The following is a 25,760-nucleotide window of genomic DNA, read 5'->3' on the forward strand; positions in this document are numbered from 1 at the left end:
GGGCACCCGGCCCCGCGCGGCCCGCCAGCGTTGGCGCTGATGTTGCGGCAAGATGCACCAAATAGCAACCAACCCACAGGAGCCAACATGCCAACTATTTACGATTTCGAAGCCCAGCAGATGGACGGCAAGCGCGTGCCGCTCAAAAATTTTGCGGGCAAGGCGCTCTTGATCGTGAACACGGCCAGCGCCTGCGGCTTCACCCCGCAGTTCGCCGGGCTGGAGCAGCTGCACGAGACCTATGGCAGCAAGGGACTGGTGGTGCTGGGTTTTCCGTGCAACCAGTTCGGCGCGCAGGACCCCGGCAGCAACGAGGAGATTGCGAGCTTTTGCCAGCTCAACTACGGCGTGAGCTTTCCCATGATGGCCAAGATCGACGTGAACGGCGCCAAGGCCGACCCGCTGTACCAGTGGCTCACGGCCGAGGCCCCCGGGCTGCTCGGCCTCAAGGCCATCAAATGGAACTTCACCAAGTTCCTGATCGGCAAGGATGGCCAGGTGATCAAGCGCTACGCGCCGACCGACACGCCCAAGAGCCTGACGAGGGACATCGAGGCCGCGCTGGCCGCCTGAATTCAAGCAAAATCGGCCGGTAGCCCTTAATGGACCTTGGCTGATAGCTATCTATCCAATAGCAGACGCGACGGCGCTCAGTCCACGAAAAAGTTCACGGGCAGCCCCGGCACCTCGACCCGCATCGAGAACACGCAGCCCGACTGCGGCATCGCCGAGAGTTCGGCAGCCGGGCGGCCGTGGCAGGCCGTGGTGAGGTACAGGGTTTGCAGATCGGCGCCGCCAAAGCACGGCATGGTCGGGCATTGCACCGGCACGGGGATGTCGGCCAGCAGCTCGCCGGTGGGCGCGAACTTGAGCAGGCGCCGGCCCTCGAACATGGCGCTGTAATAGTTGCCCTCGGCATCCACCGCTGCCCCATCGGGCCGGCCGCCATAACCCGGCATGCCGGTCTTCCAGCCGTCGGGCTTGCCCGGGAGCTGCTGGAACACGCGCCGGCGCGTCATAGCATTGCTGGCCGCATCCCAGTCCCAGGCGTAGATGACGTGGCGCGTGGTGTCGCTCCAGTACACCGTTCTGGCATCGGGCGACCAGGCCAGCCCGTTGGCAATGACGGCGCCACCTGCCTTGCGCTCCAGCACGGGCGGGCCGCCGGCCTGCGCATTCCTGCAGTCCAGCGAGAACAGCTCGGCCACGCAGCGATCGCGCGGCTCGTACATGGTGCCGGCCCAAAAGCGTCCCAGCGGGTCGGCCTTGCCGTCGTTGAAGCGGGTGGTGGCCGGGTCGTGGTCAAAGTGCAGCAGCAGCTTGAGCTCGCCGCCCCACGTGGTGGCGCGGTACATGCCGTCGCGCAGCGCAATCACGAGGCCTCCGCTGCGCGCCGGCGCAATGCAGCCGGGCTCCGTCGGCATGGCCCAGCGCTCGAGCGTGCCCATGAACACGTTGGCGCGCAGGATCCGGCGCGCCGGAATATCGACCCAGTACAGCAGCTCCTCGTGCGGGTGCCAGAACGGCGATTCGCCCAGTTGGCTGGGCTCGGTCACAACGGTCTGCCAGGTCATGTCACGCTTTCGGTTCGAATCGTCATTTGGGCTGTCATGGCGCTTGCCTCCGCGATCATTGTGCCCCACGTTGCGCCCCGCTCCCGCCAATGAAAATGGCCCACATGGCTGTGGGCCAAAGCTCCCGGCGAGGCACTCGCCAGACAGTGTCAGGCGCTAGCGGCTGTAGGCCGTTTCACCGTGCGAGGTGATGTCCAGGCCCTCGCGCTCGGCCTCTTCGCTCACGCGCAGCCCGATCACCATGTCGACGATCTTGAAGGCGATGAAGGCCACCACGCCGGACCACACGATGGTAGTGACCACGCCCTGCAACTGGATCCAGAGCTGGCCGGTGATCGAGTAGTCCGGGCTGACCTTGTTGGCCACGTAGTCCCAGATGCCGGTGCCGCCGAGCGCGGGCGACGCGAGCACGCCCGTCATGAGCGCGCCCAATATGCCGCCGACGCCGTGCACGCCGAACACGTCCAGCGCATCGTCCGCGCCCAGCAGGCGCTTGAGCCCGTTCACGCCCCACAGGCAGGCCATGCCCGCCAGCAGGCCCAGCACCAGCGCGCCCATGACGCCCACGAAACCGGCCGCCGGCGTGATGGCCACGAGCCCCGCCACGGCGCCCGAAGCGGCGCCCAGCATGGAGGCCTTGCCCTTGTGCAGCGCCTCGGCGCCCATCCAGGACAGGGTGGCCGCCGCGGTGGCGACCAGCGTATTCACAAAGGCCAGCGCGGCCGAGCCATTGGCCTCCAGCGCGGAGCCGGCGTTGAAGCCGAACCAGCCGACCCACAGGAGCGAGGCGCCGACCATGGTCAGGGTCAGGCTGTGCGGCGCCATCGACTCCCGCCCCAGGCCCACGCGCTTGCCCAGCACGAAGGAACCCACCAGACCCGCCATGGCGGCATTGATGTGCACCACGGTACCGCCCGCAAAGTCGAGTGCACCCTTGGCCCAGAGCCAGCCGGCGGCCGCCGTCACCCTGTCCAGGCCGGCCTGGTCGACGATGCCGTCCGGACCATCCCAGTACCAGACCATGTGGGCGATCGGCAGGTAGCTGAAGGTGAACCAGAGTGCGGCAAACAGCAGCACCGCAGAGAACCGCGCGCGCTCGGCCAGCGAGCCGATCACCAGCGCCACCGTGATGGCGGCAAAGGTCGCCTGGAAGGCCATGTAGATGAACTCGGGGATCGCCACCCCCTTGCTGAAGGTCGCGGCCATCGAGTCCGGCGTGATGCCCTTCATGAAGATCTTGTCCAGGCTGCCGAAGAACGGATTGCCCGCCGTGAAGGCCACGCTGTAGCCATAGATGGTCCACAGGATGACGATGAGCGAGAAGATCACGAACACCTGCATCAGGATGCTGAGCATGTTCTTGCTGCGCACCAGGCCGCCGTAGAACAGGGCCAGGCCCGGAATGCTCATCATGATGACGAGCACCGTGGCCACGATCATCCAGGCGGTGTCGCCCTTGTTGACGGTGTCCACGGGCGCGGTGACGGCTGAAGCAGCAGGTGCCGGCGCCGTTGCAGTCGCGGCGGCCGGCGCGGCAGCATCAACAGGCGTCGCATCGGCCGCGGCCGATGCAGCGGGTGTCGCACCAGCCGCCGTGGGCGCCGCCGGCGTCTGCGCCATGGCGAGGCCGCCCGTCAACAGGCTCAGGCCCAGTGCGAGGGAGACAAGTAGTTTTTTCATGTTCTTGGCTTTCTGGTTGACGGGGGTGTTTAGAGCGCGTCCTTGCCGGTCTCGCCGGTGCGGATGCGCACGACCTGCTCCAGGTCGTAGACGAAGACCTTGCCGTCGCCGATCTTGCCGGTGCGCGCGGCCGCCTCGACGGCCTCGATCACGCGCTCGACCAGCTCGTCGGTCACGGCCGCCTCGATCTTGACCTTGGGCAAGAAGTCGACGACGTATTCGGCCCCGCGGTACAGCTCGGTGTGGCCCTTCTGGCGGCCGAAGCCCTTGACCTCGGTGACGGTGATGCCCTGCACGCCCATCCCGGAGAGGGCTTCGCGCACCTCGTCGAGCTTGAAGGGTTTGATGATGGCGGTAACGAGTTTCATGATGGTGGCTCCTTGGCGCAATGCCGGTCAGAAGGTGTACTTGGCGCCCAGCACCAGGGCGGTCTTGCCGGTGAACTTGCCGTCCGGCGTGACGTACAGGGTTTTGCTGGCATCGGTCCCCACCACGGCCAGGGTGGCCGAGAGACCCCTGCCAAAGTCCTTGCCCAGCGTCAGCGCGTAATCCGTATAGGACAGCGCGCCGTTGTTCTTGACCATCTGGTGGCCCACGTGCGGCACGACCGACCAGCCGTTGCCCAGATCGACATTGGCGCTCACGTCGAGGTAGCCGCTGTTCTTGCTGTTCAGCGTGCCGAACAGGTTGGAGACGCTGTCCGAATACTTGACGGTCACGATGCCCCAAGTCAGCGCGCCGTACAGCTCGTCGGTGTTGGCGTTGCCAAAGCCGGGCACGTCGCCGAGCGTGTTGTCGACGTACTGGTAGCGCAGGTAACCAACGTCAAAGGTGAAGTCCTTCGCAATCTCGCCCTTGTAGCCGCCATAAAGGTCGAGCTCCGCGGAACCGTTGGTGGCACCGGCGTCCTTGATCCACTTGATGGTGGAAGCCCACGCACCCAGGTAAAAGCCGCTCTTGTGGGCGAAGTCCACGCCGCCCTGCAGGGCCGGCTTGAGACGCGACTGCGAAATGCCGCGGTACCGGTAATCGGTGACGACGCCGATGTTGTAGCTCAGCGTGTAGTCGGGTGTCGGCGCCGCGGCAGCCGGGGCTGGGGCCTGGGCCTCGGCGGGAGTTTCGGTTTGGGCGAAGGCAGTGCCCCACCCGGCCAGGGTGGCCAAGACGGCAAGAGTCAGTGCAGATGCGGTCTTCAATGTCATGCGATTCTCCAATGAGGGTTTACGAGCACTCGGTCAATGCACGGACCGTGCCAGCGCCGCCACCTGCCCCTTTTCCCCTTCTGCGTGCACCAACGGGGGCGGGTCCGCGTTAAGATAACTGTATGAATAACCAGTTTGCACTATTGCGGTGCCATGCCGGCCCCCTCAACGGGCGGCAATCGCCCCAAGTTGGGGAGAGAGGCGCATGAGCCTGTCTTTGGTGCAAAGCCGTGCCCTGCTGGGCCTGGAGGCGGCGGCCGTCACCGTTGAGGTGCACCTGGCCAATGGCCTGCCCAGTTTCACGCTGGTCGGGCTCGCCGACGTCGAGGTCAAGGAGGCGCGCGAGCGCGTGCGCTCGGCGATCCAGAACTCGGGGCTGGAGTTTCCGGGCAACAAGCGCATCACCGTGAACCTGGCGCCCGCCGACTTGCCCAAGGATTCCGGGCGCTTCGATTTGCCGATCGCGCTCGGCATCCTGGCCGCCAGCGGCCAGATCGACGCGGCGCGGCTCGCCGGTCACGAGTTTGCCGGCGAGCTGTCGCTGTCGGGCGAACTGCGCCCGGTGCGCGGCGCGCTGGCCATGAGCCTGGCGCTGCATGCCGGCCACGTCGTCACCCAGCTGGTGCTGCCGCCCGGCAGCGCCGAAGAGGCCGCGCTGGTGCCCGATGCACAAGTCTACCGCGCGGCACATCTGCTCGATGTGGTGCGCCAGTTCCTGCCGCAAGGCGCGGGCGCCGCGGAGCCGCTTGATGGCTGGTCGCGCGTCACACCCAGCGCCGCGCCTGCCACGGCGCCCTACGCCGACCTGGCCGACATCAAGGGCCAGGTGGCGGCGAAACGCGCGCTGGAAATCGCGGCGGCCGGCGGACACAGTCTCCTGCTGATGGGCCCGCCGGGCTCCGGCAAATCCATGCTGGCGCAGCGCTTTGCCGGCCTGCTGCCGCCCATGACGGTGGAGGAAGCGCTGCAAAGCGCGGCCATCGCCAGCCTGGGCGGGCGCTTCTCGCTGGCGCGCTGGGCCGTGCGCCCCACCTGCAGCCCGCACCACACGGCCAGCGCCGTGGCGCTGGTGGGAGGCGGCTCGCCGCCACGGCCGGGCGAGATTTCACTGGCGCACCACGGCGTGCTGTTTCTCGACGAATTTCCCGAGTTCCCAAGGGCCGCGCTCGAGGCCCTGCGCGAACCGCTGGAGACCGGCACCATCACGATCTCGCGCGCGGCGCGGCGCTCCGAATTTCCGGCGCGCTTTCAGATGATCGGCGCCATGAACCCCTGCCCCTGCGGCTACCTCGGCTCGCCGCTCAAGGCCTGCCGCTGCACGCCGGATCAGGTCGCGCGCTACCAGGGCAAGCTCAGCGGCCCGCTGCTGGACCGCATCGACCTGCACGTCGAAGTGCCGGCGCTGCCGCCGCAGGACCTGGTGCAGGCGCCGCCGGGCGAATCCAGCCACGACATCCGCGAGCGCTGCAGCGCGGCCCGGGAGCGCGCCGTGGCGCGCCAGGGCAAGACGAATCAGGCGCTGCAAGGCCAGGAGATCGACGAGTATCTGGCGCTCGACGCCGCCGCCGTCCGATTCCTCAACACCGCCGCCACCCGCCTCGGCTGGTCGGCGCGCAGCACTCACCGCGCGCTCAAGGTGGCGCGCACCATCGCCGACCTGGCCGGCGCGCACAGCACGCAGGTCACGCACGTGGCCGAGACGATCCAGTACCGTCGCGCCTTGTCCTGACGCGGCAATAATCCGGAGCCGAAGAGGACTACCGCCATGCCCCAGCACATCGGAATCGTTGGCTGCTCCTTTGAAGGCGCAGCGCTTTGCTACAAAACGATTTGCGCGGAAGGCGCGGCGCTGCTCGGCCCGCACGCGCACCCCGAGGTCTCGCTGCACACGCACTCGCTCGCCGACTACGTGGACTGCCTGGAGCGCGGCGACTGGCCCGGCGTGGGCGAGTTGATGCTCTCGTCCGCGCACAAGCTCGCAGCCGCAGGCGCCGACTTTCTGATCTGCCCCGACAACACCATCCACCAGGCGCTCCCTTATGTCGAGCCGCGCTCCCCGCGGCCCTGGCTGCACATCGCCAGCGTCGTCGCCGACGAAGCAGCCGGGCGCGGGTTCCGGCGCGTGGGGATCACCGGCACGCGCTGGCTGGTGGAGAGCGAGGTCTATCCCGACCAGCTCACCGCGTGCGGACTCGCGTACCTGCGCCCGAGCACCTTGGATCGCGACGAGATCCAGCGCATCATCATGGACGAGCTGGTGTGCGGCATCTTCAAGCCTGAGGCGGTCGCCCGCTTTCAGCAGGTGATCCAGCGCATGAAAGACCAGGGCTGCGACGCCGTCGTCCTCGGCTGCACCGAGATCCCCCTGATCATGAACGACGCGAATTCGCCGCTGCCGACGCTGGACTCCACACGCCTGCTGGCACGGGCAGCCTTGCGCCGGGCGGTGCAGGGCGAGGCGCCGACGATTGTGAAAGAAAAAGGCCTGTAGCCCATACGGTATCTGCGCAAGCAGCTATTGAAAACGGAGCGCCGTCGTTCAAACCGCAAGCGCCCGCCAACACCCTGCGGTGATTGCACTGGCTATTCGCCGCACAATTTGCGGTGAATAGCCGCATAATCGCCGCATGCCCTCCTACGCCGACCCCCTCTACATCTGGCAGCAAGCCGACTGGCCGCACTGGCGCTTCGACGCCGCCGCACTGGCCGAGCCGCTGGCGCAGGTGCACCGCGCGCAGGGCCACCTGCAGGGGCGCATGGCCGAGTTGGGGCTGGCACAGCGCGAGCAGGCCACCTTGCAGGCGCTCACGCAGGAAGTCGTTAAAACCAGTGAGATCGAAGGCGAGCGGCTCAATCTGGAGACCGTGCGCTCGTCCATCGCGCGCAGGCTGGGCGTGGACATCGGGGCGCTGGCGCCCGCGGACCGGCATGTGGACGGCGTGGTGGACATGGTGCTGGACGCCACCGGCCGGTTCGATGCGCCCCTCACCGTCGAGCGCCTGTTTGGCTGGCACGCCGCCCTGTTTCCCACCGGCTACAGCGGCATGGCGCGCATCCGCATTGGTGCGTGGCGAGATGACGCCACCGGGCCCATGCAAGTTGTCTCCGGCCCCATTGGCCGGCAAAAGGTGCACTTCGAAGCACCGCCTGCCCCCACGCTGGCCGCGCAAACCCAGACCTTCCTGCAGTGGTTCAACGCCGAGGCCGTGGGCGACGCACTCATCAAGGCCGGCGTGGCGCACCTGTGGCTGGTGACGCTGCACCCCTTCGACGACGGCAATGGCCGCATCTCACGCGCCGTAGGCGACATGGCGCTGGCGCGCGCCGAGGGGAGCAGCCAGCGCTTTTACAGCCTGAGCGCCCAAATCCAGCGCGAGCGCAAAGACTATTACGACCAGCTGGAGGCCACGCAAAAAGGCACGCTGGACGTGACCCCCTGGCTCGCCTGGTTCCTGGGCTGCCTGCTGCGCGCGGTGCAAGGCGCCAACGACACCCTGACCATCGTGCCGGGCAAGGCCCAGTTCTGGCAGCGCTGGGCCGGCACGCCCCTGAACGAGCGACAGATCAAGCTCATCAACCGGCTGCTCGACGGCTTTGAGGGCAAGCTCACCACGGCCAAATGGGCGGCCATTGCCAAGTGCTCCACCGACACGGCACTGCGCGATATCAACGACCTGCTGGCGCAGGGGGTTCTGCGCAAGCTGGAGGGTGGCGGGCGTAGCACGGGGTATGAATTTCGCTGAATATTAATTCAACTAAGCCATTGTTTTATATGAATATTCGGTGTAAAAAGCATTTTTTAACTAATACACCGAAATGCTCGAAACAAGCGCCGCCATTTCACGCCAATACATCGACGCTGTTTCGGTCTTTGAAGCACTCGAAGAGGCGCTGGAAGAGGCGGCCCAGGTACGCGGCGGCATGTACTGGCACGCAGGTCCACCCACATCACCCGACGCCAGGTATCTGGTGCGAACGACCCCGGCCGGCGCAGAGACCAGCTTGGGGGGGCGCACACCGGAAACCGAAGCGATCTACGCCCGGTTCACCCAACGCAAGCGCGAAAGCGCAGAGCGGGTCTCCGGCTTGCAGGCCGCACTGGTGCAGCAGCAACGGCTCAACCGCGCATTGCGTGTGGGCCGGGTCGACCCGCTGATCGTCGCGCTGCTGAACCGCTTGGCAAGCACCCAACTGAGCGACCACTTCCGTGTGGTCGGAACCCACGCGCTGTATGCCTTTGAAGCCGCCGCCGGCGTGCGCCTGGACGCCGAGGCCCTGGCCACGCGAGACATCGACTTGCTGTGGGACACGCGCAAGCGCATTATTTTTTCCACCCAATTGGCGCGCGTGGACAGCTCCATGCTCGGCGTCTTCAAGAAGGTGGACGCCACCTTTCGCATGCGTAAAAGCCAAAAATACACCGCCGTCAACAAAGATGGTTTTGAGGTCGACATCATCCGCCGGGAACGGACCGGCGACGACCCGCATCCCATCAAGCTCAGCGCCGAAGACGAAGATTTTTGGGTCGCCCAGGCACGCCGCGCCAATGTGCTGCTGGATTCGCCCGGCTTCTCGGCGGTGATCGTGGCCAGCAATGGCGCCATGGCCCGCATGAACACCGTGCACCCAGCAACGTTCGTGACGTTCAAACGGTGGCTGTCCACCCAACCCGAGCGCGAAGCCCTCAAGCGCCGCCGCGACCTGCTGCAGGCCGACACCGTGCAGGAGCTGCTTGACAAGTACCTCCCGCAGCTATGACGGCATGTAGCCGGGTTCAGAAACTGAGCGAGGCTGCCCCGGCCAGCAGTCGCTCATGCATCGCGCTCGCGCCCACGATCTGCACGCCCTCGATGAAGTCCTCCGGCGCATAGCCGCGCGCCTTGACGCAGGGCGGACAGGCCCAGATCGTGCCGCCACGCTTCAGGAAATCATCGATGAGGGCCTTGAGGGGTTCGAGCGGCGGGACGTGCGTCAGATCGATGGCGCGCTTGCGCACCAGATCGACCGCTGCGCTGGTGAGGAAGGCATAGACCTTCAAGCCCGCGGTGATGCCGCCATTGGCGATGGTGAAGCCGACCGACGACAACTCGTGGTCGGTACCTCGGGTCATCAGGATGACCAATTCCCTGGATGCTTCGGACATGATTGCGCTCCTATGCTGATCGGTTGACATGCTTGCCGGACACAGGCGCGGTTGTTGTGCGCGTGTGCCGACACTTACAAGATAGCCGTCAACGGCGGCCTTGTCTTGCCGCGTGTGGCCAAGCAGATCGGCTACGAGTCGGAGGCGGCGTTCAGCCGCGCCTTCAGGCCCGCGCGGGAATGGCCAAACCCTTCACCACCGCCGGCCGCGCCACGAACGCCGCCAGCACCCGCTTCACGTTCGCAAAATCGTCGAACCCCACCAGCTCGCCCGCCTCGTAGAACCCGACCAGGTTGCGCACCCACGGGAAGACGGCGATGTCGGCAATGGTGTAGGCGTCGCCCATGATCCAGGCGCGGCTTGAGAGGCGCTGGTCCAGCACGGCCAGCAGGCGCTTCGACTCGTCCACGTAGCGGTCGCGCGGGCGCTTGTCCTCGTAGTCCTTGCCGGCGAACTTGTGGAAGAAGCCCAGCTGCCCAAACATCGGGCCGATGCCGCCCATCTGCCACATCAGCCACTGGATCGTCTCGTAGCGGCCGGCGGCATCCTGCGGGAGAAACAAGCCGGTCTTCTCTGCCAGGTAGATCAGGATAGCGCCGGTTTCGAACAGCGCCAGCGGTTTATCCCCAGGACCATGGGGATCGAGGATGGCCGGGATCTTGTTGTTGGGGTTGAGCGAGAGAAATTCCGGCGACATCTGGTCGTGCGTCGCAAAGTTGACCAGATGCGGCTCGTACGGCAGGCCCGTCTCCTCCAGCATGATCGACACCTTGACGCCATTGGGCGTGGGCAGGGAGTAGAGCTGCAGCCGGTCGGGGTGCTGGGCAGGCCATTTCGCGGTGACGGGGAAGGTGGAGAGGTTGGGCATGGGGGTCCTTGGACTGGAAGCGGGCGTCAAGTTCTTTGCGTTGAACATTCTGACTCAATCAAAATTGGCCGGTTGCAAGACGCCTTCAAGCGCCATGCGACCGCCCGCTTTCAATAGGCCATAACTCCGAACCATGAAGGCTTTGGCGCCGTAATCCTCAACCGCACAAAGATCGGGTGGTCAAGAGCGGATGGAGTATCGGCCTTCGCGCTCCTTGAACGCCCGTTCCCCGCCTTCCAAAAGCGTGCATACGGCCTGGCGGATTCCGTCCTTTTCCCCGTCATGGCTGTTCTCAAGTGAGCCGGAGATATACGTAATGCAAGGAAACGCTTGAATGCTAGGTCTTTGTGCGGTTGCAACAATCACCTGCTCTGCGTCGGTGGCAACTACCAAGTTCGGGTTGTGGGTAACCAAGATGATCTGGCGCTTTTCCTTTGCCTTGCGAATGTACGGAACGAGTTGAAGATAGATCGACGAGTTATCCAAGTTGCCCTCCGGTTGATCAATAACCAAGGGGCGGCGATCATCCTCATCCATGAGGAGATAGAGCACAAGTAGCGCAATACCTCGTGTCCCAGGGGAGAGAAACTCCAACTCAGTTCCGCCGTACTTAATCTTGTATGTAGTGCCGATGTGATCGGTCGAAAACATCCAGTCAAACAAATCAATCATTTTCGGGCTTGGCGATGCAAATTTACTCATGAAATCTACGGGTGAAACTATTGAAACAAAATGCTTTAAGGCAGGATCGATTTTCTGGATATCGCCGCTTTTCCACGCTGGCGCCAAAGTATTCAATACAAACTTCTCGATTTCGTCCTTCTTGGCAAGCGCTTGTGGTTTGCGACCGTCATAGAAGCGCTGCGCCTTCTCCAGCCAATCACTTGTATCCACACGATATCCAGCCGAGAGTTCAAATTTCATCTCTTCTCCCAAAGAGCTAAGCGCCTGCTTCATCGGGGCATACAAGTCTTGCAAGCCTTGCTCGTCCTCAGCCAATGCTGAGAAAAACTTCAGGTACAACTCCTCCCGTTCGTGCTCACGTTGCCGTAACAGCTTGGTCACTTTGACGTCCAAATCGTCGATCTCTTTCGCCAGACGCTGTGCAGTGGCTTCTTGCATGCTGATCTGCTTTTGTAGATCAAGTAGTCTTTTTCTGTTCAGTTCGTCTTTCGACAGCAGTTCTTGCAGACCCTTGATTCGGCGCGCGATCTCTACAAGTGACTTGCCATCTGTCGCGACCTTGGCTTCGTCGCCGCGCAAGGCGGATATCTCGGCATCCAATGCAACTACCCCTGCTGACAAGTCATGAGCAGCACTCATATCCCATTGTGGAAGTAGCTTTGCAAGCATGGAGTCGAAGATAAATGTCGCCTCGGGGTGGGAATCAATCAATTCTGTGATTTGGCGCTCGGTTCGCTCCTTTATAGCGACGTAGGATTTCTGGAAATCCTCCACGCCGCGTCGTTGTCTGGTTTTCTCAGCGATGACCTTTTCACACGCGTTCAGCGCTCCTTGCTCCGCCTCAAGCTGCTTCAAAACCGCCTGATCCGCGAGCCCTTGAACCGATGGAAGTTGTTTTTTCAACTCTCCGATTTGCGCTTGCGTTTGCGTTTTGAGGGCCTCCTTGCTTGACCGTTGGCCGAGACTGCCGTACAAGCGCTCAATTTCCCTGTTCAATGTAGCGAGCTGACCGCGAAATTCGTCTTGACGCGATTGAGACGCCGCCTCCCGTGACGAGCGCAATTCTTCAAATGAAGAGAAGCCTTCCTTGTGAATCTCACCAAGATGAGAAAAAACGACCTCCTCAATCGCCACCTGCAACTCATTTCCATGATGGTCATCGGAACAAAGTCGTTCGACGAAATCTTGGGACAGGTAGCGCACCAATGGGCGTTGACTTGGGTACGGATGATCGGTCAACACCCCGCACGTTTTTGCCCCAGCGCCCCATCCAAGCTCCACCGTGGTACCGCTTAAGTGCAAGCGACCCTTTGTAACGAATGAGGATTGAGAATTGGGGTCCATAGCAATACCGGACGCGAAAGCTACCAAATCCGCGATAGCTGTCTTGCCGGACCCCTTTTCCCCAATGATCGCAACCAGCCCAGAATTGAAAGAAATCGACGACTGCGTGAACCAGCCATTACTCTTAGAAATTTGAAGAGATGCAATCACGCGACTGGCATCGGAAAGCTGGGGCTTAGTCGAACTGATTTGGACTCGCGCTTCGGGCTCCCATAGTACTTGTCTCAAGCCTTCAAACGTCGGATCCGCTTTGATCCAGCAGAAGCGGTCATCGTTTGGCTTGAAAAGCTTCGAAACCTCGTGGGCATCGGAGCCATGCAAGCAAGGCTTCAGAGATCCATAAAGCTGCTCGATCTTTTCAGGGCAAAGATTTTCCTTCTGCCCTAAGTAGTGAAGTCGGTCGCTTGGATTGCCGGAAAAAACGAAGTCACAGTTCTTGAGGATTTCTTCTCGCATCGCGGCGAAGCCGTCCAATGGAAGGCCGCTGATCCCGTCTTTTCCATTGGAAATTCCGATCAGACAATTCGCCCTCAGCCAACCTTCGTCCCGAAACCAATTCAAAATCACTTCATAAGAAGGCTTAAATTGCTCAATTCCTCGTCGGTACGCGACGTCGTCATCGTTCAATGCGGCGTCCTGCGCACGCGCGAACTCGATTAGCTCCTCTCGGATGCATCCATACCTTAGCTGGTTGTATGAGACTTTGAGGTTCTTCAACGCTCGTTTGATTTTCTGGATATGCTGCGAGTCCGACGGATCTACTAATAGGTGGATGTTCAGTGCCTTGCCGTCCTTAGTGGAAGGAAGCGCACGAAACTCTATGTTGGGAACTAATAGCTTGACCGACTGGAGTCGCGGCTTGGCGTTGTCTCCGTAGGCAGAGAGAAGCTTTTCATAGCCGTCGATGGACATGTAGTCAGTGACGCCGATCACCGCAATTCCGCTCGTGGCTGCCGACACCTCCAGGGAATCGATGTATTGATCCCAACTGATCCCTAGAAAGGATGCGCCGAGTTTACTTTCGGGGGTATGTATATGTAGATCCCACCTGCGCCATTCCGAGCCATTGGGATAGGCGGATTGCCCCGGCTTTTTTTGCTGCATAACCTCTCCTCAGTCCGTCAACTTAAACACCACATGTAGCTCCATGAAAACGCGAGCCCTTCTTGGCGGTCGCCACTTTGTCGCACTAGCCACGGGTCGCGGTCCAGCGCATTGACGACCTGATGTCCGTACCACCGTGCCATCTTCAGTGCGCTGATCACGACTTTGGAGACGCCATCGCGAATGACTTTGCAACTAAGTTTGTCCGCATTTTGAATCGTGCTGAACTGCCAGTCCTATGCCTCCAGTACCAGCAAGCGCCGACGCGGATACAGCACGACAAGGTCGAATGCAAATGCCGGGGGCCACTCGGAACGTCGTACCAGAGGAGGTGATCGTCGACGAGCTTTTGCGCAAGTCGCTCGGCAAGCCGTCGCTCGCCGCCGGTCATGCGCGAAACGCAGGTACCGATCGAAAGAATAAGGGTCGCCATCCGGGTGTGCGCAGGCAATTTGTCTTATGGTTTGCCCGCTTTGAGCTTTGCAAACATTTCAGACATGAGATCGCTGGTGACTAGTTTGGAGTCCTGGAATCCATGAAGAGCAGAGTTGTCCCAACGCCCCATCGCCAGTAGATTTCCCGAGCTGGCATCAAAGATATCGATGGTCAACGTCCGCAGGTACATGACAACGTCCCAGCGCCACACGTCGGAATAGCTGACGATTGCGTCGACATCAGCACTCTTTCTTGTCCCGGCCGGCAGAGCTGCCTTAGGCGCTACCCCCTGCGCCAGCAGAGCAGCCCGAACGTTGGTATCCATGTCAACGGAGTTTCCTTCCTGCGGAATCAGCGCGGCGGTAGCTATGGGCTTGGGCGCAGCGATTTGGGCCAGCGTCACATTCTGGGAAGTTGCACAGCCGGTCATCAGAGCGCAAATAAGTACGGCGAGCGAGAAAAAGAAGCGGTTCATTGGGGGTTTGGTGAAGATTGAAGGGAGAGAAAGGGGGCTCGAACGAATAAAAGCCGCCATCGGAAGAAACCAGGTCGCTAACACTTTGACACAACCATCATCGCGCCGAATGTGTCGTTCGGCCAGCGGGGATGTACGGTGAAGTGCGGCAAAGGTCTGTAATTGCACAAAGGATTTTTGTGACTTATTCACCAAGGCCGCTTGCAATGGTCATTGGCACACGGCGCGTCTCATCCCGGTTTTAGCTGTGGTTTAAGCATCAAATTGGCCGTTAGCCCATACAGGACATAGGCGAGAAGCTATAAATACAGGAGCGTGACGCACTGGGCTGAAAATCACTGCTTAAACATCAAAAGGAGAGATCGAATGCGCATCGCCATCATGGGTTCAGGCGGGGTCGGCGCCTACGTCGGCGCGCGGCTGCAGGCCGCGGGAGAGGACGTCGTCTTCATTGCGCGCGGCGCCCATCTGCAGGCGCTGCAGCACAGTGGCTTGCGGATTGAAACGCCCGAGCATGCGCTTCACCTGGAGCGCGTCACGGCCACCGACGACCCATCCAGCATCGGGCCGGTCGACCTCGTGATCTTTGCCGTCAAGCTGTGGGACACCGAAGCCGCGGCGCGCGCCATGGCGCCGCTGGTGGGGCCGCAAACGCGCATCGTGACGCTGCAAAACGGCATCGACAGTGTCGCGCTGATCTCGGGCGCCTTGCCCGGCGCGCGCGTGCTGGGCGGCGTGATCTACGTCTCGGCGGTAATCGAGAGCCCCGGTGTGATCCGCAGCCCGGGCGGCATGCACCGCATCGTGGTGGATGCGGCCGGCGGCGACGCGGTGATTGCTGCCTTTTGCGCGGCCTGCGAGCGGGCCACCGCACTTGATGCCACGGCCACCGACGCCATCGACATTGCGATCTGGGAGAAGTTCGTCACGCTGGCGGCGATCGCCGGTGCCACGTCGCTGCTCCGCGCGCGCATGGGGCAAATCATGGGCCACCCCGAGACGCGCATCTTCCAGCGCCAGCTGATCGACGAAGGCGTTGCGGTGGGCCGGGCCGCGGGCCAGCTGCTGCGCGCCGAGCTGGCCGATGACGTCATGAGCAGGCTGACCTCGCTGCCGGGCTCGTTCCGTTCCTCCATGTCCGAGGATCTGGAGCGCGGCAAGCCGCTGGAGTTGCAGTGGCTGTCGGGCCGGGTGCATGGCCTGGGGCTGCAGCACGGCGTGCCGACGCCGGCGCACAGCGCCGTGTACCGCGCGCTGGTGCTGTACGAGCACGGCGCGCCGGTGTGACGGGCTGGCCTGGAGCGCGCACGGCAAGCGCGCTTCAGTCCCGCCTGGCCGGCCCCGGCAACACTACGAACGCCAGCGCGCCCGCGGCCACGATCGCGGCAATGCTGCCCAGCACGGCGGCATAGGGCTCGATGCCATGCGCCGTGGCCAGCGTGGCCACGAAGCCGGTGAACCATTGCATGAGCGCCACGCCCATGAACATGGCCATGGTAAACAGCGCCATGGCGCGCCCGGTCAGCGCGGCGGGATAGGCGGTGCGCACGTCGGCGTACTGCAGCACCATGAAGCCCGAAAGCAGGCCGATCACGATCGGATCGACCACATCGATGACGGCGCTGTGCGTCACCACGAAGATCGCGAACAGGCCCGCCATCAGCAGCGTGAAGCCGATGATCCAGCGACGGCGATGCGCCGGGCCGGGGTCGAACCGGCCGAACAGCGGCGGCCCGAACATCGACGAAAACGACATCGCCAGCGCCACATTGCCGCTTTGCACCAGCGAGAAACCATGGCGCTGGATCAACATCGGCCCCAGCCACAGGCCGCGCAGCGCAATGAAGGACGCATAGCCCACGCTGGCCAACAGCAAGATGCCCCAGGTGTGCGGCAGCGTCAAGAGCGCGCCAAATTTCCTGATCGCCTGGCCCACCGTTTCGCGCTGCGGGGCTGCACCGCCCACATGCAGCGCGGGAGTCGACGGCTCATGCACCAGGGCGTAGATCAGAAACCACGACAGCACGGAAAACGCGCCTAGTGCCCAGTAGCCGCCGCGCCAGGACGTGGCCTGGATCAGCCACGCCAGCGGCGTGCCGGTGATCAGCATGCCGATGCCGCCGAGCCCCAGCACCATGCCGGACACCGCCGCAAAGCGCAGCGGCGGCAGGTGCCGCGCGATGAACACGGTGCAGACCAGGAACGTAGGCGCGCAACCCACGCCGATGAGGACCTGGCCCAGCACCAGCATGGCGTAGTTGTGCGCCATGGCCGAGACCACCGCCCCAACAATCGCCAGCGGGAATGCGACCAGCACGGTACGGCGCACGCCGTGCAGGTCAATGCCAATCCCCATGAATAACTGCATGCCGGCGAATGCGAAGTGATAGCACGCGGCAAACAGGCCCAGCGCCTCCTCGTCCAGATGAAAGTCGCCCTGCACCGAAACGGCCATCAGCGCGATCACGGTGCGGTAGGCCTGGCTCAGCGCAAACGCCGTGGTAAGCGCCAGCAGCATGGGCCAGATGGCGCGGATTGCGGGCGCGTCAGAGGGCGTGGTGGGCGAGGCTGAGCGGGGCAGCGGCGAAGCAGTAGATTTCATGGCGGTGCAGGGGTGCAAGCGTACACCTGCTTGGCCCCGCACTCGCCGCGCGCGGCGTTACGGCCGTTCCTCGCGCCCGCTGTTGGCCAGTTCCAGCGCCCCCGTCATGCGTGAGCCGATTCGATAACCCGGACCACTAACGGCTCTTCTCCGTGCGTGACGCCCGACCCGGAATCTTTGCCAGCTTCGCCTGGATGTGCTTTGCCGCTGCCAGCACATCTGCGTGTGACCCCGAGAGGTAAAGCCGTCCCGTGGCCCCGATCATCCGGAGATCGATCAGGCGGATGCCAGGCACCGCCTTTTCCGCCTCATTCGCCGCGTAAGAAGCAAACAGTGCCGGCACCAGCTCAAGCAGAAGCACGCTCTCGCCGGGCAGCACCATGGATGCCTGCTTGTTGCGATTGATGATGACGGCGTGGCGGTCGGTGATGTCCTCGACGACGTCCATCACCAGGATTTCCGGTTTGAGCTGGTCCTCGGCGCGCACGCCCAGCGATGCCAGGATCGCCTCGCCGGCACGGGCCAGATCTGCGGGCTGGTCGGCATGGACCTCCAGCACGCCGAACTGCCGTTCGACGACCAGCAGGCCCGGCTCCAGTTCGGGCGCCGCCTTCAGCGCCGTGTCGGTCACGCGCTCGATGGCCAGGCCCGGTGCGATCTCGAGAATCAGCGAGCTCATGCCTTCCAGCGGAACGTAGCCGCGCCCGCCCGTGGGCGAACTCAGGTAGGCGGCAAACTGCCGCTCCAGGCGTTCGAGGATCAGATAAACGCGTAGTTCGTTTTGCATATCGGCTTTCGCAACGCCCCCCGGGCGGGAGGGCGTTTACTTCTTGGCGGCTTCGAAATACTTGAGCACGTCGGCGTGCGGCCGTGGAATCACATGGCAGGACTTGACTTCACCCACGTGCCGCGCCGCCTCGGCGCCCGCGTCGGTGGCGGCCTTGACGGCCCCGACGTCGCCGGTCACGGTAATCGCCACCAGCCCCGCCCCCACCTGCTCGCGGCCCACCAGGGTCACGTTCGCCGCCTTCACCATGGCGTCCGCGGCGGCGTAAGCCGCCACGTAGCCAACCGTCTCGATCAATCCAACTGCTTGGGACATGTCATCTCTCCTGTTAAAAAACTACGATCAAAAATGAGGGGGCGGCCTAGCGCTCGCCGCTGGGATCGATGATCCCCACCACCATGGCGTCCACCGGACTACCGCAGTAATGCGCCGCCACCGAACCCTGGATCACGAGGGCTTCGTCACCGATGCCCACACCGAATCCGTCGAGCGCGACCAGAGAGCCGCCGCCATCCATCTCCAGGCGCACCAGGGCGCCCGGCGGCAGCAGTTCATGTCGTTTGGTGGCCCAGATGCGACCGGTCACGGTACCTGTTTTCATTCGCTGCGCTCCATTCGTATACCCGCCGTCCTGGCGTAATCGCGCGCCGCCGGCGTGATGACGGCGCCGCGCCTCAAGCTCACAACCTGGCCGCCGGCGTGCTGGCGCCGCAAGACAGCCTCGGTAATCACCGATTCATCGATCGCCATGGGCAAGCCGGCCTGCGGCGCGCCATTTCCGGGCGCGGCCATGGCCGCAGGCATGGGCGCAGCCGCAGGCTCGGGCGCCAGCAGCTTCAGGTCCAGCGCAATCGCCCCACTCACGAAACGTTCGCGCAAGGCATCGCTCGCACACAGCAACTTGAACCAGCGAACAAGTTCGGCCAGGTCCGCATCGCTGCGAATGGTGAGCGGCAACCGCACCGATTGCGCCGGCGCCGGGGGAGCGCGGCGTGTCTGCATAAAGCCGCGCACCGCCTCGCCGACGAGGCTTTCGAACTCTGGGGAGCGCGGCGTGCTCATCATCGCGCCTCGGGCGTCAGCGCCGCGATCGCGGCCTCGCTGGCCGCGCGCACGGCGGACTCGGTTCCGCTCACGTACAGGCGCCCGCTCGCTCCCATGAAGCGGCAGTCCACCAGCGTGATGTCAGCCGCCTTCTCGGCTTCGTTCGCGGCCAGCAGCGCGCCGGCCGCGGGCGTGGTTTCCAGCAAAAAGAGCGACTGTCCCGGCAGCAGCATCGAACCGGACTTGTTGCGGTTGACCAGGAAGGAATGCAGGCTGTCGACACGATCGATCTGCCGCGAGGCCAGGATCTGCCGCTGCGGGAGCTCGGGCGATGACAGCCCCAGGGCCTGAAGGACCGCCGCCCCCGCCGCTTTCACCGACGCCGCGTGGCGCGCATGGAACTCGAGGTAGCCGAACTGCCGCTCCACCATCAGCACGCCGGGCTTCACGTCGATCTCTTTGAGCACGATGTCGGTCAGCCATTCGACGTCCAGCCCGGGCGCGATCTCGATGATCATCGCCGCGTCGTTGGCGCGTGGCAGGAACCCGCGCACCATGCTGCCGAGATAGCACATGGTCTGGGGCTGCAGGCGGTCCAGGAAGTCGAAAGAGCGCAGTGTGGTCATGAGGTGGTCCGGGATTCGAGGGCCAAGGCCAGGATGGCCCGGACGGTGTCGCGAATGTGGTCGTCGTGCGCATCGCTGGTGCGCTGCGCTGGCAATGCCTCGCTGCGAGGCGCGGGCGCGCCGGTGGGGAAGGCGATCTTTTTCCAGTTGATGAGATGCTCGGGACCCACGTTCTCGGCGATGGAGCTGCGGCCCGCGAAGCCGGTGCCGATGGTGAAAGTGGGAGCCAGACCGGTGCCGGCGCCGATCACGCCCATGGACGTGCCCTTGTTCACGACCGTGCGGTTCACGTCCAGCGTGCCACCCCACAAGGCGATGGTTTCGAGGTCTTCCGCGAAGATGCCCGATGTGTGCCCCGCACCCGAGACGGCCAGCATGGCGCGCGCCTCGCGGATTGCGTGCTCCCGATCGTCCACGCGCTTGAACCCAAGGATGGGAGAGAGCTTTTCCTTGGCCATCGGCGAGGCGCGCGAGACTTCGTTCAGCGTGCCGACCAGCACCGTCGCGTGGCCCGCACCGGACAGACCCGCCTGCTGCGCAATCCACGCGGCCGCGCGCCCCACGATCTTCGGATTCAGGCGACCCTCTGGGAAGGCGAATGCCTCCAGGCGCTGCTGCTGCTCGGCGTTGCAATAAAAGGCACCCGCGCGCTTCATCTTGTCGGTGAAGTCAGCCTCGACATCGCGGTGCACGAACACCGCCGAGGGGGTAGAGCAGGCCGAGCCGTAGTCGAAGGTCTTGGCGGCCATCGTCTCGTCCACGGCGAGTCCAAGGTCGGCGCTCGCGTCCACGTACACCGGGACGTTGCCTGGCCCCACGCCCAGTGAAGGCGTGCCGGAGCTGTAGGCGGCCCGCACCATGGGGGTGCCACCAGTGGCGAGGATCAGGTTCACGCCACGGTTGCGCATCATCGCGTGCGTGGCGTCCAGCGTCGGCGTCTTCTGGATCTGGATGGCGTCAGCAGGGGCGCCGGCCTCGCGCGCCACCTCGCGCAGGTACTCGGCCGCGTCGATGGAGCAACGCAGCGCCAGCGGATGCGGGCTCAGGATGATGGCGTTGCGCGACATCAGGCAGGACAGCACCTTGAAATACAGGGTGGCGATCGGGCTGGTCGACGCAACCAGGCCCATCACCACCCCCGCAGGCCGGCCGACCAGCAGCATCTTGCGTTCTTCATCCACGCGCATGCCGCCCAGCACGGTGTTTTGGTAAAAGGCCATGAGATCGCGGCTGGCGAGCAGGTTCTTGAACACCTTGTCCTGCACGCGGCCAATGCCCGTCTCTTCGACGGCCAGGCGCGCGTAGTGCTCGGCACGGTCTTCGCAAGCGCGGCAGACCCGCTCGGCAATGCGCCAGGCCTCGGCTGGCTCAAGGCGCGCCAGGGCCTGCGCGGCAGGCAGCGCGCGGGCCACCAGGGTGCGCGTCTCCTGCAGGGCGGCCAGGTCGTCGTCAAAGGCTTCGTTCACGAGGCGGCCCTCTTCAGACGGTTGCGCTGCGGCGAGCGATGTCGGCCAGGTCGAGCGAGCTGATCGCCTCGAAGACGGCCTTTACGGCTCGGCGCTCGGTGTCCGACAGGCGCTGCATGCGCGAATCGTCCAGCATGCCCATGCCTGGTTGCGGTTGCGGGCGTGCGCCGTTGCCTTGCATGGGCTCCTGCAGCGTGGGCCGCATCGCAGTCATCATCGACGCCTCGCCGAAATGGGCGATCGGTGCGGGGCGCGAGGCCTCGGGGCGTGCATTGAGGCGAACCTTCGTCGGCTCACAAGTCACCCGGTGCATGCGCCGGTTGTGACCCGCATAGTCGAACACCGCGTAGTGCTGCGTCGCCATGTTGTCCCAGATCGCGATAGAGTCCTGCTCCCAGCGGAAACGCACCTGGAAGTCGGGCTTCATCACCCACTCATTGAGCAACTTGAGCAGGCTCTCGCCGTACCGGTCGATGAGGTTGGTGAAGCGCTTGGTCCAGATCGAATTCACGAACAGGCACAGCTTGCCCGTCACTGGATGATTGATCACAACAGGATGGATATAGGGCGGGTTGGTCGCATCGAGCTGGCGCGCCTCGCCGGTGTAGCCCATCCTGCGAAAGGCGTAGGAGATGTCGTGCTCGGCATCGAGCTCCAGCAGCATCTTCTTCATCGGCTCGTCCAGCGCCTCGTAGGCCGTGTTCATGCACGCCCACAGTGTGTCGCCGCCCTCGGGAGGAATCTCCACGGCGCGCAGGATGGACACTGCATTGGGTTTTTCCCGGAACGTGCAATCTGCGTGCCAGCGGTCGGTATCGGGAGACTTCTTGCCGGTGTTGGCGATGGTCTGGATCTCGGGGTGGCCGTCCACGTGCGGAAAAAACTCGTGTCTCTCCATCTCGCCGAACGCGCGGCCCAGCGCCAGGTGTGCTTGCGGCGTCAGCGGCTGCTTGCGAAAGAAGATCACCTTGTTGTCCCAGAGGGCGTTGCGGATCTCGTCATAGACCGCGGGGTTCTTCACCGCGTTCAGGTCCACGCCGGAGATGAGCGCGCCGATGGTGGGCGTCATCCGTGTCACTTCGATGTGCCGAAACTTCATTGCATTGCTTCCTTTTGCTGTGCCTCGCATCGCAGCGAAGCGCCTTGGGTTGAAACAATTCTGCGCGGAGCAGGGCAAGCGGCGTTAGTGGCTATTGCGACACCGTGTTGCGTTCTCCCGAGAGAGACGCGGCGCGATGGGGGCATGGCGCAAGGGATGCATGCACAGGGGCATTTGCGCCATGGCGCACGGCCGACCGGTGCTGCGCGAGCCTTCGCTCTGCGAGAGTCGATGCACCCCTTTACACCGTCAAGGCATTCCCCATGCAACGCACTCCGCTGCCCTCGATCGAAACCGCCTATGGCTGGTGGCTCGCTGCCCTGACGTTGCTGATCGCCTCCATCGGATTCGGCGCGGCGACCTGCGTGCCCATCCTGCTCAAGCCTCTGTCGCGGGAGTGGGGCGCGAGCACGGCGGCGCTGGCCCTGGCCCACACCTTCATGCTGATAGGCGCGGGGTTCGGCGGGCTGGTGTTCGGCCGGATGCATGACCGCTTCGGTTTTTTCCCGCTGGCAGTGATCGGCTCGCTGGCTACGGCCTCGGGTCTTGTTGCAGCCTCTTTCTCGCAAAGCATTGGCGGCTTGCACCTGGCCTTCGGCCTGCTGGTGGGTGCGTGCGGGCAGGGCATCTTTTTCAGCCCTCTGACGGCGGCCCTCAGTCGGTGGTTCGATCGCCATCGGCCACTGGCCGTCGCCATCGCGGCCGCCGGCCAGAGCGTGGGCGGTCTGCTGTTTCCACCCCTGCTGCGCATCGCGGCGCGCGACCATGGCTGGCGCGCTACGCTGCTCGGCTTCGGCGTCTTGGGCGGGGTGGTGCTGCTTGTCTGCGCCTTCGCATTCCGCAAGGCGCCGCCGCCCAGTGCGCGACAGCACCAGTCCAGCACGCAGGCGTGGGAGTCCAGTACTCGCCAGACACGCGGCCTCCGCGGGCCGAATGGCCTGTTGGCGAGTCTGGGCATTTGCCTGGGCCTGTCCAGCGTGGCCACCTTTCTGGTGATGGGCCACATCACCGCCGCCGGCGAAGAGCTGGGTGCCACGCCGGCCGCCGCAGCGGCGCTGCTTTCCGTCATGCTGGGCGCCAGCCTTGCCACGCGCCTGGGCGTGGCGCAACTGAGCCTGCGACTGGGCCGCTATCGCGTGCTGGTCGCCGCATCAATGCTCCATGTGCTTGGCTTGCTCTGGCTGTCATTCAGCGGCGGCTATGCCGCCACGGCAATCGGCGTCGCACTGATCGGCCTGGGCTTCGGCGCGTACCTGCCCGGCTATGCCGTGCTCGCAGGCGAGCTGTTTCCTGCGAGCCAGGCCGGCAGGCGTATCGCCGAGATTTATTTCCTGGGCTTCATCGCAGCCGGCGCCGGCACCTGGGCCGGCGGACTGCTGCGCGACCACTCGGGAGACTATGGCCTCGCCTTTCGCGCCGCTGCGCTGTCGGGCGCAGCCGGCCTGGCGGGCTTGCTCGCGCAATGGCACACGCTGAAGAAGGTATGAATGGCCCTCAACCGGTGCGCTTCTTTGCGCGCGGCACGCCGAACCACCCACTCACCAGCTCGATCGCCAGCGTGGCTGCCGGCCCCGGCGTGCGCCCACGCGTGTGCATGATGCAAGGGTAGGCATAGCGGTCGAAGGGTGTCGACACGCGCAGAACCGTCAGCGTATTGCGCCCAGCCAGTTCGTCGACCACCAGTTGCGGCACCAGCGCGATCAGTTGCGTGTTCTCGGCCAGTTCCGCCAGCACACGCATGTCGTCGCAGGTCAGCGTGGGGAAGTCCGCGAGGCCGTGGCCCTTGAAGCTCCGCAGCAGGTCGGGGGGCAGCGTCGGTGCGCCCGTGGTCTGATCTTTCAGGTCGGCCAGGGTCAGCCGGCCTGCGCGCCGTGCGAGTGCATGGTCACGACGGGTCACCATTGCAATTTCCTGCTTGGACATCTGGATGACGCTGATCTCGTCCGGGTCGGCCGAATAGCGCGAATCGCCGACCACGAGGTCCAGCCGGTCTTGGCTGAGGAGTTCGAGCAGCAGGCCGGAGTTGGCGATCTCGACGCGCAGGCGCAGCTTCGGGTAGCGCGACACCATCTCGCGCATGACCGATGGCAACGCCGTCGCCGCCGCGAAAGGCCCGAAGCCGATGCCGATCTCGCCTTCCTCCAGGCCCTTGATGCGCCGCACCGATTCTTCCAGCGCACGGGCCTCGGCCGTCATCCGGCGGATGTGGTCGACGATGGGCTTGCTGTAGGCGGTGGGCACGATGCGGCCATAGGCGCGGTCCAGCAGCGGAATTCCCAGCTCGTCTTCCAGGGATTTCAGGCTGCGGCTCAAGGCTGGCTGCGACAGGTGCACGGCCTCGCATGCCTTGCGAAAGCTGCGGTTTTCCACCACGGCCAGGAAGTGGGCAAACTTGCGCAGGTTCATGGTGAAACATTCGTAGTTGACTTGTGCCTAATTTTGCAGACACTGCATATAAATGCAAGAAAAAATGCAATAGACGCATAAATAATCCATCCATACACTGGCGCCACGCCGGTCGAGCATTTGAACCGGCGATATATAGGAGACATTGATGACGCGTTCACTTCCACGCTGGTTGCTGGCCACCGCAATCACCCTCGCCACCTGCACCGCCGCACAGGCCCAGGCACCCACCATTCGCATCCAGGACTACCCCGGCATCATCGGCACGCTGGCGCGCGTGGCTGTCGAAAAGGGCTACTGCGCGAAGAATGGCATCCAGTGCACCCTCACGACCATCCCCGCCGCGCCGCTCGGCGTGCAGACGTTGATGGCCGGCGGCATCGAAGTCGCGCTGGCGCCTTCGGAAGTAGCGATCCAGTCGGTGGCCAGGGGTGCGGATCTCAAGATCGTGGGCGGCATGTTCAATGTCAACCCCTTCATGCTGATCGTCGGCCCGGGTCTGCTCGCCAGCGCCGACAAGGGCTACCCCGCGATCATGCAGGACCTCAAGGGCAAGAAGATTGGTGTCACGTCGCGCGGCGCCGGGCCGGAATTCCAAATCAAGACCATGCTGCGGTCGGCCGGACTGAAGGAGGATGACGTCACCTTCGTCGCGGTCGGTTCGCCCAACACCGGTTACCCCGCGCTGCTGAACAAGCAGGTCGATGCCGTGATGAGCTTCGTGCCCTTCGATGGCTTTTGCGACGTGCTCAAGACCTGCCGCATTGCCGTCCTGCCCGCCAAGGGCGAGGGGCCCAAGGTGCTGACCGACCTGAACGGTGCGGGCGGCCTCTACGTGATGCGGCGCGACTACACGGAAAAGAACCCCGTCGCCGTTGCGGCCTTCGTCAAAGCGCTGCACGAGGCCGAGCGCTTTACCGCGGACCCGGCCAACGGGGCCGAGCTGCTGCAGATCACGCTGAAGCACTACCGCATCGACATGCCCAAGGGCGACGAAATTCTCAAGAGTTCGCTCGAGCGCTTCCGCCCCAACATGGTCGTGGCCGTGAAGAAGGAGGCCGTGCAGGCCGCGGCCGACTACCTGCAGCAGACGGGGCAGCTTGAAAAAACCTTCGACGCCGCCCGCCTGTTCTGAGCGCAGCATGGGTTCCCTCATGGCCACAGTCCACCCCATATCGCGCTTCCCCACTGCCCACGCTTCCGCGGCGCCCGCCGCAGGCG

At 64.0% G+C, this 25,760-nt stretch carries 25 protein-coding genes; 8 read left to right on the plus strand and 17 right to left on the minus strand.

Features of this window, described 5'->3' with window-relative positions:
• Window positions 1-87: 87 nt before the first annotated feature.
• Window positions 88-573, plus strand: coding sequence for a glutathione peroxidase (locus EUB48_RS20600; protein WP_142820918.1), 486 nt, complete (start codon window positions 88-90; stop codon window positions 571-573).
• 77 nt (window positions 574-650) lie between these two features.
• Here the strand turns inward: EUB48_RS20600 and EUB48_RS20605 are convergent, their stop codons facing one another.
• The 4 genes from EUB48_RS20605 to EUB48_RS20620 form a co-directional block, all read right to left on the minus strand.
• On the minus strand, window positions 651-1,574 hold the full coding sequence (locus EUB48_RS20605; RefSeq protein WP_142820919.1) for an SMP-30/gluconolactonase/LRE family protein: 924 nt from the start codon (window positions 1,572-1,574) through the stop codon (window positions 651-653).
• Window positions 1,575-1,730: 156 nt separating this feature from the next.
• Window positions 1,731-3,254 carry an ammonium transporter gene (locus EUB48_RS20610; RefSeq protein WP_142820920.1) on the minus strand — a complete coding sequence of 508 codons (1,524 nt, stop codon included), beginning with the start codon at window positions 3,252-3,254 and terminating at the stop codon, window positions 1,731-1,733.
• Between the two features lie 29 nt (window positions 3,255-3,283).
• Window positions 3,284-3,622: a P-II family nitrogen regulator gene (gene glnK / locus EUB48_RS20615; RefSeq protein ID WP_142820921.1), complete on the minus strand. Its 339-nt coding sequence runs from the start codon at window positions 3,620-3,622 to the stop codon at window positions 3,284-3,286.
• Window positions 3,623-3,649: 27 nt separating this feature from the next.
• The gene (locus EUB48_RS20620; RefSeq protein WP_142820922.1) at window positions 3,650-4,456 is read right to left on the minus strand and encodes a TorF family putative porin; all 807 of its coding nucleotides are present in this window, start codon (window positions 4,454-4,456) and stop codon (window positions 3,650-3,652) included.
• A gap of 205 nt (window positions 4,457-4,661) precedes the next feature.
• Between EUB48_RS20620 and EUB48_RS20625 the strand changes: the two genes are divergently transcribed.
• The 4 genes from EUB48_RS20625 to EUB48_RS20640 all read left to right on the plus strand — a co-directional run bounded on the left by EUB48_RS20625 (window position 4,662) and on the right by EUB48_RS20640 (window position 9,214).
• On the plus strand, window positions 4,662-6,185 hold the full coding sequence (locus EUB48_RS20625; protein ID WP_142820923.1) for a YifB family Mg chelatase-like AAA ATPase: 1,524 nt from the start codon (window positions 4,662-4,664) through the stop codon (window positions 6,183-6,185).
• A 36-nt stretch (window positions 6,186-6,221) separates the two neighbouring features.
• The gene (locus EUB48_RS20630; protein WP_142820924.1) at window positions 6,222-6,947 is read left to right on the plus strand and encodes an aspartate/glutamate racemase family protein; all 726 of its coding nucleotides are present in this window, start codon (window positions 6,222-6,224) and stop codon (window positions 6,945-6,947) included.
• A gap of 136 nt (window positions 6,948-7,083) precedes the next feature.
• Window positions 7,084-8,199 carry a Fic family protein gene (locus EUB48_RS20635; RefSeq protein ID WP_142820925.1) on the plus strand — a complete coding sequence of 372 codons (1,116 nt, stop codon included), beginning with the start codon at window positions 7,084-7,086 and terminating at the stop codon, window positions 8,197-8,199.
• Window positions 8,200-8,272: 73 nt separating this feature from the next.
• Window positions 8,273-9,214, plus strand: coding sequence for a GSU2403 family nucleotidyltransferase fold protein (locus EUB48_RS20640; RefSeq protein ID WP_142820926.1), 942 nt, complete (start codon window positions 8,273-8,275; stop codon window positions 9,212-9,214).
• A 16-nt stretch (window positions 9,215-9,230) separates the two neighbouring features.
• Here the strand turns inward: EUB48_RS20640 and EUB48_RS20645 are convergent, their stop codons facing one another.
• The 4 genes from EUB48_RS20645 to EUB48_RS20665 form a co-directional block, all read right to left on the minus strand.
• Entirely contained in the window at window positions 9,231-9,599 is a 369-nt protein-coding gene (locus tag EUB48_RS20645; RefSeq protein ID WP_077562161.1) for a DsrE family protein, read from the minus strand.
• Between the two features lie 163 nt (window positions 9,600-9,762).
• Window positions 9,763-10,467, minus strand: a complete 705-nt coding sequence (locus tag EUB48_RS20650) for a glutathione binding-like protein (protein ID WP_142820927.1) — start codon at window positions 10,465-10,467, stop codon at window positions 9,763-9,765.
• A 180-nt stretch (window positions 10,468-10,647) separates the two neighbouring features.
• On the minus strand, window positions 10,648-13,599 hold the full coding sequence (locus EUB48_RS20655; RefSeq protein ID WP_210411667.1) for a TrlF family AAA-like ATPase: 2,952 nt from the start codon (window positions 13,597-13,599) through the stop codon (window positions 10,648-10,650).
• A gap of 457 nt (window positions 13,600-14,056) precedes the next feature.
• A complete protein-coding gene (locus tag EUB48_RS20665; protein ID WP_142820928.1) occupies window positions 14,057-14,701 on the minus strand; it encodes a hypothetical protein in 645 nt (214 codons plus the stop codon).
• A 174-nt stretch (window positions 14,702-14,875) separates the two neighbouring features.
• Here EUB48_RS20665 and EUB48_RS20670 point away from each other — a divergent pair, with 174 nt between their 5' ends.
• Complete coding sequence (locus tag EUB48_RS20670; protein ID WP_142820929.1) at window positions 14,876-15,796, plus strand: ketopantoate reductase family protein; 921 nt, start codon at window positions 14,876-14,878, stop codon at window positions 15,794-15,796.
• A gap of 34 nt (window positions 15,797-15,830) precedes the next feature.
• On the opposite strand, the gene EUB48_RS20675 is transcribed toward EUB48_RS20670, so the two are convergent.
• From EUB48_RS20675 to EUB48_RS20710, 8 genes are all read right to left on the minus strand, one after another.
• A complete protein-coding gene (locus tag EUB48_RS20675; RefSeq protein ID WP_142820930.1) occupies window positions 15,831-17,111 on the minus strand; it encodes an MFS transporter in 1,281 nt (426 codons plus the stop codon).
• Between the two features lie 136 nt (window positions 17,112-17,247).
• Window positions 17,248-17,898 (minus strand): microcompartment protein, encoded by a 651-nt coding sequence (locus tag EUB48_RS20680; protein WP_142820931.1) that lies wholly within the window; start codon window positions 17,896-17,898, stop codon window positions 17,248-17,250.
• A 36-nt stretch (window positions 17,899-17,934) separates the two neighbouring features.
• Complete coding sequence (locus EUB48_RS20685) at window positions 17,935-18,213, minus strand: BMC domain-containing protein (RefSeq protein ID WP_077562154.1); 279 nt, start codon at window positions 18,211-18,213, stop codon at window positions 17,935-17,937.
• 46 nt (window positions 18,214-18,259) lie between these two features.
• Window positions 18,260-18,499 carry a EutN/CcmL family microcompartment protein gene (locus EUB48_RS20690; protein WP_077562153.1) on the minus strand — a complete coding sequence of 80 codons (240 nt, stop codon included), beginning with the start codon at window positions 18,497-18,499 and terminating at the stop codon, window positions 18,260-18,262.
• A complete protein-coding gene (locus EUB48_RS20695; protein WP_142820932.1) occupies window positions 18,496-18,960 on the minus strand; it encodes a hypothetical protein in 465 nt (154 codons plus the stop codon). Before EUB48_RS20695 ends, EUB48_RS20690 begins: the two co-directional genes overlap by 4 nt.
• Window positions 18,960-19,568, minus strand: a complete 609-nt coding sequence (locus EUB48_RS20700; protein WP_077562151.1) for a BMC domain-containing protein — start codon at window positions 19,566-19,568, stop codon at window positions 18,960-18,962. The genes EUB48_RS20695 and EUB48_RS20700 overlap by 1 nt, the downstream gene beginning before the upstream one ends.
• A complete protein-coding gene (locus EUB48_RS20705) occupies window positions 19,565-21,034 on the minus strand; it encodes an aldehyde dehydrogenase family protein (protein WP_142820933.1) in 1,470 nt (489 codons plus the stop codon). The genes EUB48_RS20700 and EUB48_RS20705 overlap by 4 nt, the downstream gene beginning before the upstream one ends.
• Before the next feature lie 13 nt (window positions 21,035-21,047).
• Window positions 21,048-22,133 (minus strand): TauD/TfdA dioxygenase family protein, encoded by a 1,086-nt coding sequence (locus tag EUB48_RS20710; protein WP_168226789.1) that lies wholly within the window; start codon window positions 22,131-22,133, stop codon window positions 21,048-21,050.
• A gap of 263 nt (window positions 22,134-22,396) precedes the next feature.
• Between EUB48_RS20710 and EUB48_RS20715 the strand changes: the two genes are divergently transcribed.
• Window positions 22,397-23,620, plus strand: a complete 1,224-nt coding sequence (locus tag EUB48_RS20715) for an MFS transporter (protein ID WP_142820935.1) — start codon at window positions 22,397-22,399, stop codon at window positions 23,618-23,620.
• 7 nt (window positions 23,621-23,627) lie between these two features.
• On the opposite strand, the gene EUB48_RS20720 is transcribed toward EUB48_RS20715, so the two are convergent.
• Window positions 23,628-24,539, minus strand: coding sequence for a LysR family transcriptional regulator (locus tag EUB48_RS20720; RefSeq protein WP_142820936.1), 912 nt, complete (start codon window positions 24,537-24,539; stop codon window positions 23,628-23,630).
• A gap of 148 nt (window positions 24,540-24,687) precedes the next feature.
• Between EUB48_RS20720 and EUB48_RS20725 the strand changes: the two genes are divergently transcribed.
• A complete protein-coding gene (locus EUB48_RS20725; protein WP_142820937.1) occupies window positions 24,688-25,674 on the plus strand; it encodes an ABC transporter substrate-binding protein in 987 nt (328 codons plus the stop codon).
• The last annotated feature ends 86 nt before the right edge of the window (window positions 25,675-25,760 follow it).

It is taken from the genome of Rhodoferax sediminis (genome assembly GCF_006970865.1).
GTDB classification, from domain to species: Bacteria; Pseudomonadota; Gammaproteobacteria; order Burkholderiales; family Burkholderiaceae_C; genus Rhodoferax_A; species Rhodoferax_A sediminis.

Excerpts from the sequence above, each read along its gene's own strand:
- EUB48_RS20685 (WP_077562154.1), bottom strand. The coding sequence starts at position 18,213 with ATGTCCCAAGCAGTTGGATTGATCGAGACGGTTGGCTACGTGGCGGCT.
- EUB48_RS20670 (WP_142820929.1), top strand. The coding sequence starts at position 14,876 with ATGCGCATCGCCATCATGGGTTCAGGCGGGGTCGGCGCCTACGTCGGC.
- EUB48_RS20655 (WP_210411667.1), bottom strand. The coding sequence starts at position 13,599 with ATGCAGCAAAAAAAGCCGGGGCAATCCGCCTATCCCAATGGCTCGGAA.
- EUB48_RS20690 (WP_077562153.1), bottom strand. The coding sequence starts at position 18,499 with ATGAAAACAGGTACCGTGACCGGTCGCATCTGGGCCACCAAACGACAT.
- EUB48_RS20635 (WP_142820925.1), top strand. The coding sequence starts at position 7,084 with ATGCCCTCCTACGCCGACCCCCTCTACATCTGGCAGCAAGCCGACTGG.
- EUB48_RS20605 (WP_142820919.1), bottom strand. The coding sequence starts at position 1,574 with ATGACCTGGCAGACCGTTGTGACCGAGCCCAGCCAACTGGGCGAATCG.
- EUB48_RS20695 (WP_142820932.1), bottom strand. The coding sequence starts at position 18,960 with ATGAGCACGCCGCGCTCCCCAGAGTTCGAAAGCCTCGTCGGCGAGGCG.
- EUB48_RS20725 (WP_142820937.1), top strand. The coding sequence starts at position 24,688 with ATGACGCGTTCACTTCCACGCTGGTTGCTGGCCACCGCAATCACCCTC.
- glnK (WP_142820921.1), bottom strand. The coding sequence starts at position 3,622 with ATGAAACTCGTTACCGCCATCATCAAACCCTTCAAGCTCGACGAGGTG.
- EUB48_RS20650 (WP_142820927.1), bottom strand. The coding sequence starts at position 10,467 with ATGCCCAACCTCTCCACCTTCCCCGTCACCGCGAAATGGCCTGCCCAG.
- EUB48_RS20710 (WP_168226789.1), bottom strand. The coding sequence starts at position 22,133 with ATGAAGTTTCGGCACATCGAAGTGACACGGATGACGCCCACCATCGGC.
- EUB48_RS20600 (WP_142820918.1), top strand. The coding sequence starts at position 88 with ATGCCAACTATTTACGATTTCGAAGCCCAGCAGATGGACGGCAAGCGC.
- EUB48_RS20630 (WP_142820924.1), top strand. The coding sequence starts at position 6,222 with ATGCCCCAGCACATCGGAATCGTTGGCTGCTCCTTTGAAGGCGCAGCG.
- EUB48_RS20620 (WP_142820922.1), bottom strand. The coding sequence starts at position 4,456 with ATGACATTGAAGACCGCATCTGCACTGACTCTTGCCGTCTTGGCCACC.
- EUB48_RS20610 (WP_142820920.1), bottom strand. The coding sequence starts at position 3,254 with ATGAAAAAACTACTTGTCTCCCTCGCACTGGGCCTGAGCCTGTTGACG.
- EUB48_RS20645 (WP_077562161.1), bottom strand. The coding sequence starts at position 9,599 with ATGTCCGAAGCATCCAGGGAATTGGTCATCCTGATGACCCGAGGTACC.
- EUB48_RS20640 (WP_142820926.1), top strand. The coding sequence starts at position 8,273 with ATGCTCGAAACAAGCGCCGCCATTTCACGCCAATACATCGACGCTGTT.
- EUB48_RS20680 (WP_142820931.1), bottom strand. The coding sequence starts at position 17,898 with ATGCAAAACGAACTACGCGTTTATCTGATCCTCGAACGCCTGGAGCGG.
- EUB48_RS20675 (WP_142820930.1), bottom strand. The coding sequence starts at position 17,111 with ATGAAATCTACTGCTTCGCCGCTGCCCCGCTCAGCCTCGCCCACCACG.
- EUB48_RS20700 (WP_077562151.1), bottom strand. The coding sequence starts at position 19,568 with ATGACCACACTGCGCTCTTTCGACTTCCTGGACCGCCTGCAGCCCCAG.
- EUB48_RS20625 (WP_142820923.1), top strand. The coding sequence starts at position 4,662 with ATGAGCCTGTCTTTGGTGCAAAGCCGTGCCCTGCTGGGCCTGGAGGCG.
- EUB48_RS20715 (WP_142820935.1), top strand. The coding sequence starts at position 22,397 with ATGCAACGCACTCCGCTGCCCTCGATCGAAACCGCCTATGGCTGGTGG.
- EUB48_RS20720 (WP_142820936.1), bottom strand. The coding sequence starts at position 24,539 with ATGAACCTGCGCAAGTTTGCCCACTTCCTGGCCGTGGTGGAAAACCGC.